At 62.2% G+C, this 14,178-nt stretch carries 16 protein-coding genes; 9 read left to right on the top strand and 7 right to left on the bottom strand.

Annotation, left to right across the window (positions count from 1 at the left end; genetic code table 11):
• Positions 1 to 90: 90 nt before the first annotated feature.
• From P1K89_RS16135 to P1K89_RS16155, 5 genes are all read left to right on the top strand, one after another.
• On the top strand, positions 91 to 342 hold the full coding sequence (locus P1K89_RS16135; protein ID WP_284617457.1) for a hypothetical protein: 252 nt from the start codon (positions 91 to 93) through the stop codon (positions 340 to 342).
• Positions 339 to 3,221: a hypothetical protein gene (locus P1K89_RS16140; RefSeq protein ID WP_284617458.1), complete on the top strand. Its 2,883-nt coding sequence runs from the start codon at positions 339 to 341 to the stop codon at positions 3,219 to 3,221. The genes P1K89_RS16135 and P1K89_RS16140 overlap by 4 nt, the downstream gene beginning before the upstream one ends.
• 107 nt (positions 3,222 to 3,328) lie before the next feature.
• Positions 3,329 to 3,670 (top strand): hypothetical protein, encoded by a 342-nt coding sequence (locus P1K89_RS16145; RefSeq protein WP_284617459.1) that lies wholly within the window; start codon positions 3,329 to 3,331, stop codon positions 3,668 to 3,670.
• Complete coding sequence (locus P1K89_RS16150; RefSeq protein WP_284617460.1) at positions 3,667 to 4,038, top strand: hypothetical protein; 372 nt, start codon at positions 3,667 to 3,669, stop codon at positions 4,036 to 4,038. Before P1K89_RS16145 ends, P1K89_RS16150 begins: the two co-directional genes overlap by 4 nt.
• A 114-nt stretch (positions 4,039 to 4,152) precedes the next feature.
• On the top strand, positions 4,153 to 4,653 hold the full coding sequence (locus P1K89_RS16155; RefSeq protein ID WP_284617461.1) for a hypothetical protein: 501 nt from the start codon (positions 4,153 to 4,155) through the stop codon (positions 4,651 to 4,653).
• Positions 4,654 to 4,825: 172 nt separating this feature from the next.
• On the opposite strand, the gene P1K89_RS16160 is transcribed toward P1K89_RS16155, so the two are convergent.
• From P1K89_RS16160 to P1K89_RS16170, 3 genes are all read right to left on the bottom strand, one after another.
• Positions 4,826 to 5,467, bottom strand: a complete 642-nt coding sequence (locus P1K89_RS16160; protein ID WP_284617462.1) for a recombinase family protein — start codon at positions 5,465 to 5,467, stop codon at positions 4,826 to 4,828.
• Positions 5,468 to 5,658: 191 nt separating this feature from the next.
• Positions 5,659 to 6,714, bottom strand: coding sequence for a hypothetical protein (locus P1K89_RS16165; RefSeq protein WP_284617463.1), 1,056 nt, complete (start codon positions 6,712 to 6,714; stop codon positions 5,659 to 5,661).
• 215 nt (positions 6,715 to 6,929) lie between these two features.
• Entirely contained in the window at positions 6,930 to 7,178 is a 249-nt protein-coding gene (locus tag P1K89_RS16170) for a helix-turn-helix domain-containing protein (protein ID WP_284617464.1), read from the bottom strand.
• A gap of 224 nt (positions 7,179 to 7,402) precedes the next feature.
• Here P1K89_RS16170 and P1K89_RS16175 point away from each other — a divergent pair, with 224 nt between their 5' ends.
• Together P1K89_RS16175 and P1K89_RS16180 are read left to right on the top strand one after the other, a co-directional pair.
• Positions 7,403 to 7,999, top strand: a complete 597-nt coding sequence (locus P1K89_RS16175; protein WP_284617465.1) for a hypothetical protein — start codon at positions 7,403 to 7,405, stop codon at positions 7,997 to 7,999.
• Between the two features lie 396 nt (positions 8,000 to 8,395).
• Entirely contained in the window at positions 8,396 to 8,899 is a 504-nt protein-coding gene (locus P1K89_RS16180; protein ID WP_284617466.1) for a hypothetical protein, read from the top strand.
• 237 nt (positions 8,900 to 9,136) lie between these two features.
• Here the strand turns inward: P1K89_RS16180 and P1K89_RS16185 are convergent, their stop codons facing one another.
• Together P1K89_RS16185 and P1K89_RS16190 are read right to left on the bottom strand one after the other, a co-directional pair.
• Positions 9,137 to 9,514, bottom strand: coding sequence for a hypothetical protein (locus tag P1K89_RS16185; RefSeq protein ID WP_284617467.1), 378 nt, complete (start codon positions 9,512 to 9,514; stop codon positions 9,137 to 9,139).
• Positions 9,515 to 9,529: 15 nt separating this feature from the next.
• Complete coding sequence (locus tag P1K89_RS16190; protein WP_284617468.1) at positions 9,530 to 9,985, bottom strand: hypothetical protein; 456 nt, start codon at positions 9,983 to 9,985, stop codon at positions 9,530 to 9,532.
• 175 nt (positions 9,986 to 10,160) lie between these two features.
• Between P1K89_RS16190 and P1K89_RS16195 the strand changes: the two genes are divergently transcribed.
• Positions 10,161 to 10,562: a hypothetical protein gene (locus P1K89_RS16195; protein ID WP_284617469.1), complete on the top strand. Its 402-nt coding sequence runs from the start codon at positions 10,161 to 10,163 to the stop codon at positions 10,560 to 10,562.
• A 46-nt stretch (positions 10,563 to 10,608) separates the two neighbouring features.
• Here P1K89_RS16195 and P1K89_RS16200 read toward each other — a convergent pair whose 3' ends face one another.
• Positions 10,609 to 10,875, bottom strand: a complete 267-nt coding sequence (locus P1K89_RS16200) for a hypothetical protein (protein ID WP_284617470.1) — start codon at positions 10,873 to 10,875, stop codon at positions 10,609 to 10,611.
• A 134-nt stretch (positions 10,876 to 11,009) separates the two neighbouring features.
• On the bottom strand, positions 11,010 to 12,560 hold the full coding sequence (locus tag P1K89_RS16205; protein ID WP_284617471.1) for a KAP family P-loop NTPase fold protein: 1,551 nt from the start codon (positions 12,558 to 12,560) through the stop codon (positions 11,010 to 11,012).
• 380 nt (positions 12,561 to 12,940) lie between these two features.
• On the opposite strand from P1K89_RS16205, the gene P1K89_RS16210 reads away from it, so the two are divergent.
• A partial coding sequence (locus P1K89_RS16210) for an ApeA N-terminal domain 1-containing protein (protein WP_284617472.1) occupies positions 12,941 to 14,178 on the top strand: 1,238 nt, incomplete at its 3' end.

The raw sequence follows: 14,178 nt of genomic DNA on the forward strand, positions 1-14,178 counted from the left end.
CGGCACCGCAACTGCCGACGTCAAGAGGTGGCAGATGGTCCAGTACTCCTCACGCCGCAAGCGTGCAGCAATTGAGGAGCTACTTTGAACATGTGTACTGAATGGACGACCGGCCTCGAGGCCTGGGCCGAGTTCGTCGCGAACCACCCCGAGCTCGGCTATCGCCGGGATCACTGGGCCTTCCACAATTTTCTCCGCCACTTCAAGCAGGCGCTGATCGACCACGACGCGATCCGCTTCGCGAAGCGGCGCTTCTGGGTCGCTCACCGCGATCGCTTCACCTCTGTCGCGTTCGCTTGCGCTACCGGCGTAGAGGCTACCGACAAGGGGACCGTGTCGTGATCGCCGGCTCGATGGATAACTTTGAGGCCGAGGGCGTTTCGGGCGCCCTACCGATCGCGCCGAGCGAGGGTGGTGTGACCGATCGCGTGGCTTCGTTCACGCGGATCACCTCGTCCGTCCCCGCCGAGGTCTCGAAGGTGTTCGCGCTCGAAGACGATCGCGTGACGAAATCGGTCAGCGCGCACATTTCGCAGGGCACGCTGGAGCGGCTGTCGTGTCGCGATCTGAGCGAGTTCGCGACCGTCCTGAGCGGGTTGCAGCGCAACCAGTGCCTGATGTATGGGGTCGCGGGGCGTGATCGTTTGAACCTGATGACCGACGCCGCGTGGACTGCTGCTGGACGACCCGCTACGGCCGTCTCGCGAACGGAAGCTAACGTTCGTTGGGCGCGTGGTGACGTCGGCGTGCTGATGCTGGATCACGATCCGCAGCCGGGCATGCAGGCTCATCCCCCTGCGGACCTGGTCGAGTTGCTGCGCCGAGAGGTGCCGGAGCTGGCAGACGTGGACATGTTGACGTGGCCGTCCGCTTCGAGCCTCATTTTCAACCGCGACACGGGCGAGGTGGTCAACCCGCTGAAAGGCAGCCGCGTCTACATCCTGGTCGAAGACGCGGAAGCGATCCCGGCATGGGGAGGCTACATCGTTGAGATGATGTGGGCCGCGGGATACGGCGTGTTCACCGTCTCGAAAGCGGGGCGACTGCTGGAACGGGGCTTGTTCGATACAGCCGTGTGGCAACCGAGCCGCATCGACTTCGCTGGCGGAGCCATCTGCCGAGCACCGCTCGAGCAGCGTCGCGGCGAGCCGATCCTGCACGAGGGGCTTCACCGGCGCCTTGCATCGCGAGTCGATGGCCGGATCGAGCCCGTTCCGCGGTCGCTGAACGACAGCGAGGTCGAAAAGGTCGCCGAGCACAAAGGCCGTGCTCGCATCGCGAAAGCCGCCGAGGCCGAGGCGGCGGCCGCCCGGTTCATCCTCGAACAAGGCGCAAAGATCGAGAAGGCGGGGTTGATACTGGGCCGCCCGGCGGAGGTCGCTCGTTCGCGAGCGATAGCAGACGTGCAAGCGATGCTCCGTCAAGATCGGCCCGAACTGCACGGCGACGTGGCGGTTCAGGTCGTGCGGCGCAACGGCCAGGTGGAAGAGGTTAGCGTTGACGCGATCCTGCAGCGCAAGGACGAGTTCAACGGTCTCAAGACTTTGGATCCGATCGAGCCCGACTACAACGGTGGCCACGTCGTCGGCAAGCTGTTCCTCACCGGACCGGTCCCGACATTGCACTCGTTTGCGCACGGCGGCAGCACGTACAAGCTGGTGGGCCAGACCGGCGCCGTTGAAGTGGCAGTCGGTGCGCTACATCGCGCCGTTGACGACACGCTTGATCGCCTTCGAGATGCGGGCGACCTGTACGACTATGGCGACGCGCTCGCAACGGTATCTGCCGACGGAGCGTTGGTGACGATCACGAAGGGGCTGCTGCAGTACACCCTCAGTTCGCGCATCAACTTCTACCGAAACAAGTTCGACGCAAAGCGGGGTCGTTGGCTGCGGTTCGAAGAAGACCCTGCGCCTTCGATTTGCAGCTCGGTCTACGAACTTGGGGAAAACCGAAAGCTACCGCGACTCAGCGCGGTTATCACGGCGCCCATCATCGTAGGCGATCGATTGCTACTGCGCTCGGGATTTGACGCGACGTCTGGCCTGCTCTTGGTGCTGCCTGCCAATGCGCATTCAACGGCAGTGCCGACAGACCTTCAAGCAGTACAGAGGGCGTTTCATCGCCTGCTAGCGCGGTTCGAGACGTTCCCCTTCGACACGCCGAACGATCTCGCTGTGTTCCTCGCGGCGCTGTTCACGGCGGTCCTGCGGCCGGGCTTGCGAGCTGCGCCTGGTTTCGCGTTCGACGCGCCGGCGCAAGGCACGGGCAAGTCGCTGCTGTCGGAGTGCGTGGCCATCGTAGGCACTGGGAGTGCGCCGAGCTCGTTGCCGCACCTGCACGACGACGAACCTGAAGTGCGCAAGCGGGTGGTGTCGTTGCTGTTCAAGGGCGCGCCGGCAATGATTTGGGACAACATCAAAGGCGCATTCGACTCGCCCACCTTGGCCTCGCTGCTGACGACCGAGCGGTTCAACGACCGGTTGCTCGGCGAGACGCGGCTGCTCACGTTGCCCAACCGCATGCTTGCACTATTCAACGGGAACAACATGATGCTGCGCGGGGAGTTGACCCGGCGGATCCTCACGTGCCGCCTGGACGCCAAGATGGAGCGACCCTATCTGCGGCGCTTCTCGCTCAGCCCTCGTGAAACTTGCACAAGAGAACGGCAGGACATCGTTCGCGACGTGCTGACCATGGTGCGCGGGTACCAGCTCAACGGCAAGAGCTTCGCCTCAACAATTTCTCTGGGTAGCTTCGAAGAGTGGTCGGCCGCCGTGGTGCGCCCGATCCTGTGGCTGGCCAACACTTTTGACACTGGCCTGCTCGTCGGCGATCCGTTGGCGAAGTTGACGGCGAGCGAGGACGACGACGATGACTTAGCGGCGTTGCTCGAACTGCACCGCGCCTGGCACGACGTGTTCGGGGAAGAGCCGACCACGGCGGGCGAGGCGATCGATACAGCATATGAAACCGGCTCGCTCGCCGGGCTGCCGTCGCAGGAGGCTGCCACCAACCGGCTTCGTAAAGCCATTGAGGACTTCCTGCCGGGGTCACACACTCGATGGAACGAGCGGGCGCGCGAGCTTGGAAAGCAGCTCGGATACCGGCGTGGGCGTGTCGTTGCCGGAACCCGGCGCTTCATACGGCTGGATCAGCGCGCAAGCGGAGGCGTGCGGAAGTGGGTCGCGCAGCTCGACGGCGGAGCGTCGAAGTCATGAATGGGATCAATGGAATCAGCTGCATTGCCTTAGAGAACACCGGGATTAGCAAATCCGGGGAGCCTTGTAGCAAGCCTTCACGTACCCGACCGTACCCATCCTTCGACGTGAGCGCTCTGCTTGCTGTCTGGGTCCAGACTTTCGGTGATCAACCGGTTCGCGCTGTTGCGCTCCTCCATACCGCACGCACGTCTGGGGAACTGAGCAGGGCGCTCGGCAATCCGTTGCCGTCGGCACGATCACTCGGTCGCCTTCTTGCGGCGCGCGAGGGGTGTTCTATTGGCGACCTCCAGTTGGCTCGATCGGTGGATCGTCACGACAATTGCGCACTGTGGCAGGTCCGGTCGGTGTCCGGGCGGATGCTGATTCCGGTGAACGCCTACGCTGCAGTTCGTCTGCCGCAGCAGATCTCGTTGATGGATTCGATGTCCACCGAGGCCGCGACATGATCATCGAGATCTACATCGGTTCGGGGCTCGAGCTGCGGCATCGCGTGTGCACAGAACGCGTTGAAGAAGGTACCTTCGCCGAGTCAGGGCTGGTGCTCCGCATCATCGAAGCGTCCAGCGTCGCCTCGACTGACCTTTGGCGGGGAAGCAACGCCCTCGTGGACCGCCCGACATGGCGGCAGGTCGGGGAGTTTGCGATCGATGGCGTCACCCACTGTTCACGCATACCACGCGTCGAGGTGCTCCATCCGATCGCCGACGGTGAACGGTGGCGATCGATCGATTTTCTGATCGGTGGCTATTTCCATCGCGTTTGGCGCTCCGGCCGACTTGAGCGCGGGTGCCGACACGTGATCGACACGCCCTGAACTTCGCGGTTCGGTTTCTGCGGCGGCCGCTACCGCATGGTGGCGGGCGTTCGACTTCCCCTTTTCGCTCGGTGCTGATCCGCAAGGTGTCGGGCTTTAACCCATTGATTCGCCATGAATTCTTCTACCTTTCTGAACTTCTTCGCCTCATATGGAGACGCGACGTCCTACCCAGAACCTGACGAGGACTGGCAGGCCCCGGTGGAACTCGTCCTGTTTCAGCAGCGTCTTCGCGAGTTCAAAGCCATTCCGGCGGAGCGGCGAACGTTGCACGATCGTGTCGTCTACGGTGGGTCGAACTGGCTACTGTCGCCCGACAAGATCAGCGGCGTCGATCTGAACGAACTGCTGCCTCACCTTCGCCGTGAGGTGCGCGACGCTGCGCTGACATCCGTCGGTGGCAATCGAAGCGTCCACTTCTCAACGGACGCGCGCAAGCGGGCGTTCATTGCCGCCGCGATTGAGCTCGAGCTCACCGGCGAAGTTGGGGCCGTCTTCGATCGGGAACGGCTAGCCCTCGGCCTGCCTGTAGTACTCGCATCGGATGTGCGCGTCCACCCTGTTGGCGAAGGCCGCGCCCGATGCGTTGATCCTACTGGCACGAACCGTCGTTGACGCCATCGCTGGGTAAGTCGAGCCGGGACGGGGCCGATGCGGCGAAGGATTTGCGCCGCATCGCGTCATCGCAGCTCGTCTCGATCCGCGTTCCAGAGGACGGCTTTAGGTTCCAGCGACTGAGCGTTAAGGCGCGCGGGCGAGATTTCACAATGTGGTAAGATGAGTCTTCTCAGCAAGAGCCATCGGTGCGCGCTCGATCTTGTAGGTCGATACGCTGAACGACTGAGACGCCGCAGCCGATGAGTCGGGCCGTCCTTGTGATGCCGACGCCGTCGGCACGGAGCTGGCGGATCTTCGCCTCGACGTCTGGCGCAACTGTTGGCCGACCAATGGGTTTTCCGGACTTCGTCCCTGCTGACCTCGCTCGAGCAAGGCCTGCCTTGACGCGCTCCTGGATCATCCCGCGCTCGAACTCGGCGAACACGCCCATCATCCCGAACATCGCCTTGCCCGCGGGCGTGGTCGTGTTCAGCCCCTGCTGGTGCAGATAGAGGTCGATCCCCGTCGCATGCAACTCCTGCAGGAGGCCGACGAGGTCGATAAGCGAGCGGCCAAGTCGATCGACTGACCAGGCGGCCACCAGGTCAAATTCGCGCCTCGCTACGCCCTTCAGCAGCGCGGTGAGGCGAGGGCGCTCGCGCGGAGCCTTTGCGCCGCTGACACCCTTGTCCACGAACTCCTCGGCAACCGTCCAGCCCAAACGCTGCGCGACCTCACGAAGCTCAACGAGTTGCGCCTCGGTCGATTGCCGATCAGTGCTGACGCGCGCGTACAGGGCCACCCGCCGTGAGCTCTTCCCGTTTCCGGTCATGCTGTCTCCCACCGTTCAAAGGTTCTGTCAGGGTGACAGTCTGTAGTGGTTGGGTACTGAAAGCAATTGGTTTCGGTACGGACGCATTGATGCAGCCCTCACCCCGGGAACGATCGCGTCGTTCTCGCGACAGGGTTTCCGTACAGGACTAGACAGGGTCGCAGTGCGACGGCGTCGCGCGACGGCGCGTTTCAGTCAGGGATGGGTAGCCCGTAGGGCGCGCCCCCGCCGCCCGGCACCAGGTCTTCAGTCGCGAGGTTCTTCCCCAGACCCTTGGAAGCGAAACCCGCATAGGTAACGGCCCACGCGGATCGATCCTGCAGCACGTTCAGAGGCGGCGTGCTCGAAGCAGCAGCAGCGTCTGTCCAGCCCCCCCAATCGAACCGGCTCACCCGCATGTAGTTGAAGACGTTGTCCTGCAGAATCACCCGCGTGGCCAAACCCTCAGCTTCGTTCAACCTCGCACCAAGTGCATGAATGTTCGTGCGTGCAGCGGCCCACGCGCCGGTCCACCCGGCGCTCGGGTTTGGCTTCGAGGCACGGAGCTGCAAGCACACATTGACATTTGCGAAGGTTCTTCGCAGTTGAAACGCGGCAACGGGCTCGTTCGCTTCGCACTTCAACATGTCGGTCCACGTACCGCCACCGCCCGGGCGGCTGTTGAAAATGGCCTCCAGCGTCGTGCGCAGCGTGGAGCCTTCGAACCGTCCCAGCACGACGGTCGTCAAGTGGACAGGGCGGGTGTGCGTGCTGCGGCTGTCCTCCGCTGCGAGCACCACCCACTTGCCCGGTGGAACGACAAGTTGCTTCTTGACCCCCAGCCAACCCACGGTGATTGAGCCCGGGCCTTGGAACACATCGCCGATCGCGAACGAAACGGCTCCGCTGGGAGCGGCAGCCGCTATGCGCGCAGGCTGCACGTCCGGCCCGGCACCTGGCGGTAAGCCGTCGGTTGCTGTTGCCTGAGCATTCCCAGGGGCTGCGCCGTCCTGCTTCGTCTTGGCCAACGCCGCTCGCGCGAGAGGGGCGAAGAAGCCTTCGGGAAACCTTGCCAGGTATGCCTGGTAGGCGTCTGCCGTCCCGACGCGCTCAGCTGAGCGCCAGTACTCAGCCTCCAACGCGGTTGGTGCCGCTGCGCTCGGCGGGGAACTGGCTGCTGTTGCTGCAGCCGCGCAGAGCACTGGGCAGGTCGATGCGGCGAGCGCCGCGAGCAAGCGAAGTGGGGTGGTGCAGCCAATCAGCGACATCGTTCCTCCTCCGAGCGGGATGGATCGTGACGATGCTAGCTGCGTCGAAGGGCACGTCCGTCGCTCGCCGGCAACGAAGGCCGCGGGCGCGCACGGAAATGCCAAGCATTGAGATCAATTCGGAGGGGGACGAACGGACCCCCGGGGTACCCCCAAAACTGTTCCTGCGGGCGGTCCGGTTTACCTCGCTCAGTTGATCGCACTTTCGGAGCAGTTCAGGAACACGACGGCACAAACAGCTCATGAATCGGCACCTCCAGTGCATTCGCAATCCGCTCCACGCTGTCGATGGATGCGTTGCGCGCCTGGCGCTCCGTGTGTCCGATGAACGTGCGGTGCAGTCCAGCGGCGAAGGCGAGCGCCTCCTGGCTCCAGCCTTTCGCGCGGCGCAACCGGATCATGTTGATCGCCAGCAACTCGCGCGCCGACGGGGGCGGCACGGTGTTGCGGGCGGTTGACGGCATCCGCAAAGTCTGCGGTTATGATGCTTTTGAGTCAGCCGCGTTTGAGTCTCAATCTGGGCCCGCATCGTCACCCTCACATGCAGAAGCCGAACACGTTGAACACTTCCGAACGATGTGTGGTCAGCGCGGCCCTGTCTGCTGTCGCTCTCCTGACGGCATGCGGGGGCGGAGGTGGGGGCGGGGATGGCACGCCCCCTGCGGCCTCGCAGCCTGCGCCGACATCGGTGAACGTTGCCGCGGCTTTCGAGCGCTTCGTGCGCCAGCCGCACACGTACGCGTTGACAGGCTCGACGAACACCGGCGTCGCCGTGACAGCTACGCTCACGATCGCGCAAGGGCTCAGTACATCTTCACGCGGCCGAGCGTACGACGTAACCAGCGTGACGATGCAGCTGCGGAACAGTTCCGGCGCGGTCGTTGGCAGTGGCACCGCTTCGCCATGGTTCCTCGCCGGCACCGTCGATCAGGCGTTCGTCGCGACGTCGGACGGCACCTGCGCCGTGACCAGCTCCGGCACCAAGCTGCCCACGAGCGCTTCTGTCGGCCAGAACGGGCCCTATGTGACGGCAACCGAGTACGCCGGCTGCTCGACCCTCGACAACGTCCGTGGACCGATCTCCAGCGGTACGCGTACGCAGACGTGGAGTGTCAACTCGATCGAGGGCGGTACGTATGCCTGCTTGCATACGAGCCGCGTCGATTTCTTCACCACGACCGAGAGCGACTGCGTTCAGGTCGTTGATGCTCGGGGCAACCTGGGCGGTGGAGTTCGCGTCACCTTGAAGGACGCGAACGGGGTCACGACGACCCTCTCCAACTAGTCGCATTCACGCACGGCACGGGTATATGACAAACCTAAGGCAGGCAGCGTAAACGCTGCACCCACGAAGTCTGCGTGCAGGGGCCCTGGGCAACTAGGTCACCTCGGCGCATAGACCGCTTGCGGACCGAACTCGTCTAGGTCTCGGCGCGATTTCGTGGCCTTCGGGAGCGCTTCGGCAGCGCCGTTTACCCCACCAACGCCGCGTAGAAAGGACTGGCCTGAGTTGCCGGTCCTACCGAATGGTCCAAGTCAGACTCCGCGTCTTGCTTGGCGCCATCGAGGGTCCTGGATCCTCGTTCGGGCCGTGCGTGCGACTCCGCTTTAGAAAACTGCGCCATCTCACGCACGGCGTTCAGCTGCCCATTCCTGGGCACTTTCACTATGGAGAACTGCTGTGACCTCCAAGGTACTCGAAACTCACTCGCTTGTGGCGGACTCGGACTCCGACCAATCAGAACTGGTGGCGACCAGTGACTCCAGCGGTCCGTGCGGTCGCTGTCCATTTGCGCACCTGGCCGGCAAACGCAAGCCGGGCAGGCCTCCGAAAGACACAACGACGGTAACGGTGGTGGCGGCGCCGGAGCCGTCGAATTCGCTCATTGACGGTATGCAAACACTCGGATCGTCTGAGCTTGGGCAATTGATTGGCCGCACGCAGAAGTCGATCAAGGTCGATTGCTTTCGCCGTCCGCATACGCTGCCCCCGCGGTTCGTGATCCCGGGCACGCGGAAGATGCTATGGCGCGTTAGCGACGTGAAGAGATGGATGGATGAGATCGTTCGGGTGCAAGAGGAGCGCGAACGCGAACGCGAGGAACTCGCTCGCCGACTCGGGGTAAGCAAAGACGCAATTCGGATGGATGCGCCCCCGTTGAAGGGGCGCCGTCGCAAGCGGTAAGTTTCCCCAAGAGGGTCCGCCGCGCCGACTGAGGTAAATGCCCGTCGGCGCGCAGCGTGCTTACCCCACGCCTTGGGGGGCGGGCGGGTTGCCTCCATGGGGCGAGTCAATATGACGGCCACCCGTCGCGCTTTGCCATTCGCTCGGGCTCATGTGATGGAGGGATGGAGGAGACGAAGGTAGAAATCGAGCGTGCAACCCGAGGCGTAGTGAGGACGCCCCATGTCGTACGCCATGCTAGAGCTCGTCGTCGCTATCCGAAAGCAGCTTCTTCAGAATCCCATCGACGTCAGCGACCTGTTCACGTGCAGCTTCGAAGAGTGTGTACAGCGCTGCATATGATGACCGCGTCTCCCAGGTGACGCGGCCCCGCCAGTCTATAAACATAAAAACTAGTTCTTCGGTCCAGTAGAAACGCTCGTTGTCGCCGTCGAAGGCTTGATAGCGTCTTTGAGCCAATCCAATGCGCTGCTCCTTGTACTCCGACTGCAAAAACAACGGATAGACGTCGTTCGTTCCGTGCGTCAAGGACTCCGGAGGATCAGAAACTTGCCAGGTCAACTGGCCCTTTGACGTCAGCTTCGTCAGTTCGGACAACAAACGCGTGATCTGCATCTCAGAAGGCATCTCTCACTCCCACTTTGCATCCTTCTCGCGCTGCTCTAGCGCGGTCACAACACCCTGCAGATCAGCGAAGATCTTCCAAAGGTCGTCCTCTGCGTACTCGGACGCTGGAATCCAACGGAGAAGCGCTTTGCGTCGCCCACGAAGAGCACGTATGAGTTGGTCGATGGTTGCCCGCTCGCTTCTTGGAAGCTTGATACGAAGGTTCTCAAGAAGCGCCCGAACGTTTGCAAGCTCGCCCAGAGTGTCGCTGCGGCTCAGGGGCCAAGTCCGAATCAGCGTGGGCAATGACTTTGCAGATGCCGCGAGAGACTTCCGCAGTTCCGGAGTTCGAGCCCTGAGTGCGAACGCACGCTTTAGGGAGCGTGTGACCACAAGGACCCAAACAGTGATTCCAAAGCCGACCAGACTGAGAAGGTCAGCGACCGGCGAAACCCACTGGGGAAGGGTGATGTCAGCCACGTGCTCTAACGTTTGAGATAGCGCGCCTGAGCCAGGAGGTGGCTTTTGGGCGCGGGGTCGATGATACGCCGGACGGCCTCGCGGCCCAAAACGCCTAGTCCGCGCCATCCCGCAAAAGGCAAACGACGGTGCGTTCGTAGATGGCCTCGACGAGCTGCAGCGCCTCGTATGTGAGATGGTTTCCGGCGACGCCATCGCGGCGATGCGCGCGAGCGTTGCGCTGATCGACGCCGCGGAACTGGCGTCTTTGGTACATCGAAGCTTAAAGTCGGTCAGGGTCGACAGCATTCGCCGACCCGAGACGTTGCCACCGCGCTACATCATTCCCGGAACGCGCAAGCTGCTGTGGCGCCTGGAAGACGTGAAGGAGTGGATGGACGAGATTTCTATCGTGGAAGCCGAGCGGCTGCGCATCGAGCAGCAGCGGCGGAACGGCGTGCCACGTGACGGAACCAGTTGGCGAAGCACACGATGGCCGAGCTTCAGGCGCTCGGCCGTAGGGCGACCGCCGCGCTGGCTGAGCGCAAGACTCGCGGTCGGAAGCAGGCCCGTGAGACCCAGCGCAGCAGTCGTGTAGTTCGGCTTGTCAGGGCTCGGCGAAGGTGACTCCCGAGCCCCAACTGTCAGGTCGTGTTGGCGTCGTCCGCCCGCGTCCCCGGCGCCGACAGGTCTGGAACCGTCAGCTCGGAGAGGTCGAGCAGCGGTATCCAGTCCTCGGAAAGAGGGCCGTTCGGATCGTACTCGGTGCAAATTCCGCCGCAGAAGAACGTGACAGAGTCGTCGGGCGCGACGACAGTCTCGTTTCGCTCAGGCAGGGGACTTGATGTTGCTGTCGAGCGCTCGCGCTTCGGCGGAACCGTCGGGTCAGGTTGCGAGTCGATGCTTCTCACGACAGCCACTGTACGCGTTCTGAGGTCGGGTCGCCTTTCCACGACTTGGTCGGCACCTACTTGAGGCTTAGGGCCCCTTTTGCGGTTCGGCTTGCCGTTCTTTGTTGATCGAGGCAGTGAAGCCGCCGGTCGTTTCAGAGCGGCCCCTGCGTAAGATAGCCGGCGGTACGTACGAGGTCGTAGTAATGGTAGATCGGCGACGGGGAGTTTCCGCGCCGCTCGGCGGCCGAGGGCGCGATCATGGCTATTGAATGCAGCAGCGACTTCGGAAACCTTTCCGCAGCCGACCTTCCCATCAACTCGTCGGACCCCAACTGGTGGGAGTAGCGGAAGTATTCGAGCGACACCTCCTTCAGCGTGGTGGCAATCGTTTTGAGTTGGTGACCCTGCCCGCTAACTGGAACCATGTCGTCATAGCTTCGCTTTGCGTCCCGTTGTGTTCCAACCGCTTGGACGAACAACTCCTGAAATCGTTCAGGAGTTGTGCCGACAGAAGCGATTTCATCGAAAGCCCGTGGATGGCCTTGCCTGAACGCGCAAAGGACTGCCATCCACAGCAGCTGAACGTGTTGGCCCACGGCATTTGCGCACGCAGCGGAAAGCATCTCAAGTAGTCTTCCCTGCGAACGGAGGTCGACATTGAACACCTTTGCGACCCAGGCGAGCACTGCTTGCGGACTGGCTTCGACGTTGTCATCTTTGAAAGCCCGTTGTGGCAGTCCCAGCTCATATCGCCTGGTTGGCAGAGGTCGGTGGTTCAGCAGGAGCGCAGCGAACTTCCAGTGCGATGCAGGCGGTAGCGCATAGGTAACATCAAAGAATCTATCCAAATACTCCCTGGCGGCGAAACCAGATCCGTACACCGCCTTTGTCGCCTCTGACAGTTGCTCAATATTCGTGGAGATTACAAAGCAAACGCCGTTCGCTCCAAAGAGATGCTTCATACCCTCAAGTAGAGAGATCGCAAACGTTGGCCTACAGCGGTCCAGCTCGTCGACGAACACAAATAGAGGGAGAGATCTTTTGCCATCCTTTGTGAGTGCATGGATGGTCTCCTCCAACGACCGGCGAAATGCACTGATGACCGTTGCTCGTTCGCCTTGCTCTTCCAGGGCCTTCTCAAAGAACAAGTCAAGGGCGGCGCCAATTTGCTCGCGCCCGTCGTCGCTGAGCGCGAGGTCCTTCAATGCAGTGACATCAAGCCCTCCGGCAGCGGCCATGCGTATGGCGTCGGCAACGTCGTTGATCGATTCACCCAACAGCTTACCGCCGACAGCTTTGCCAACGTGAAGCATCGTTGGGACTGCGGCTTGCCTAAAGTTCTTTACGGCCTTGCCAAGCGCCTTCGACGCCTTGAACTTTGCGGCTTTTAGCAATCCTGCGTTCCTAATCTCCGAATCCAGGGCGTCCTTAAGGGCAGCCATGAATGCCATGAGTGGGTCCGCGGCGAAATCGGCTGCCCAAGCGTCGAAGACTACAACAGGGTGAGGTGTTGGTTGATTCTTGAGCGAGGCTGCCCACCGCTGAACGAAAAAGCTTTTCCCAGTCCCCCAGCCAGCATCTAGTGCCAACGTGAATGACCGAGTGGCGTTTCCGTTTGGGGCGACGACTCGACTTCGAAGGTACTTCGTGAGGTATTCAGCGTACGCCTCGCGTCCCAGGGCATCGTCGTCCCAAGATCCCATCTGCGTTGCTCCATTCTAGTGCGCTTCTTTCGGTAGCGCGGAGGAGTGTTGGGATACGGCCGTAGCCGCGTCGGTTCGTGATCTCGTGCGGTGTCGTGGTCGCATTGGCAATCTCTTGGTGGGGTGAGAAGTCCGCAGTTCGAGACGATTCAATCTCGTCGAGCTGTGATCCCGTTGAGGGGAAACACCGATTCCGTCAAGTGATCGCGCGGGCAGCAGACCCCGGCGTAACGACCAGCGTAGCCTTGGGCGACGAGCCACGCGGCTTAGAACTGACTGTCCAGAAGCCTTTGCGGGTGTGACCAATGCCGATCAGATCGATATCCGATGAAGTTCGCGAGCTCGGAACGTGGTGGCTTCCGAGCGATCCAGCGCGATCGGTGCCCGGCACGTTCACCTGGAAGGACCGGGATGCTTGGCTGGAACTCCATGATGAGCTTGAGCGACGCGAGGTCAACAGTAGGCCGGCGGACCGATACCCGGTCATCCACGGGCGCCTCTACACGGGCGAGCTGGTGAGCATGCTCGATGCGCTTAATGCGGGCCCACGACCGTTTCCCTGGGCCGTGTCACGCGTGCAGAAACTCACCGCGCTGCATGTGGTCGTCGGTTCCCATGTTGACGAAGGTACGCCTCTGACTCAGTTTAGTGCCCGACTGCCAGGACTGCAGCACTGGCTCTCCAGGCGCTGGTACACGACCGAGGTGGCTCCGGTCGACGACGGCAGGCCGCACGTGACCATCGTCGCGAAGTACCCCGAGGTTGCCATCGTCAACCTCGCCGATGCCAAGCTTCAGTTGAGTCTTGACGTGCTCCCGGAGGAAAAGGGGCAGGGCGGCTTCGTGCTGTCAACGATGGGCCGCGTGACGATCATCCCGACCGTGCCTCAGCCGTTTGGCACGTTGCTCGAAATCTTCGGTCGCGTTGCGGCCCTGCTGACGATGATGTCCGGGGGGCCGATCTCGACCGACCAGATTCTGGTTGCGCTCGCCGGCGGTGGTCTGGACAGTTCGGTTCTTCTGAGCCTGAGGAACTCCGAGACTTGCACGTTCACCGAAGAGGATCAGTTCTTCCTCGTCGAGCGAACCTTGGGTACCTCCTTGAGCGAAGCGCTGACGCGTTGGTTTGACGTCTACAGCAACATCGACCTTCCGAGCCGCCTCGCTGTTGACGTGCTGAACGATGAGGGGAACACCCACTTGGACTTTCTCGGCGTCATGCAGGCCCTCGAAGGTTTCCATCGCGGTCTGAACAGGCCGGCGCCCGGTGTCAGGGTCACGCTGCGCGAGCGCCTGCTGAGCTTGGCTGAAGTGATCCCTGATGACATCAGGCGAAAGATCATCGGACACGATTTCGGCGTGGTCGGGAAGTGGGTGAAGGCCAGAAACGCCTACTCGCACTGGGATGTGACGCTGATGCCCGATGCCATCGATGGCATGGAGCTCATTTCGGCGATCCGGCGGCTGAAGATGCTGCTGCGGGTGAGCTACCGTAAGCGCTCCTCCAGACACGTCCCTTGCGGACGTGTCTATTTGGCGCTAGGAGGCGTGAGCCGCCAGGGCAGCAGGGCTTCGAAGTCGTCGGCGGTCTTGGCCTTGGGCAGCTCCACCAGGAGCGC

Origin of the sequence: Aquabacterium humicola (genome assembly GCF_030167915.1) — a bacterium.
GTDB lineage: Bacteria > Pseudomonadota > Gammaproteobacteria > Burkholderiales > Burkholderiaceae_C > Pseudaquabacterium > Pseudaquabacterium humicola.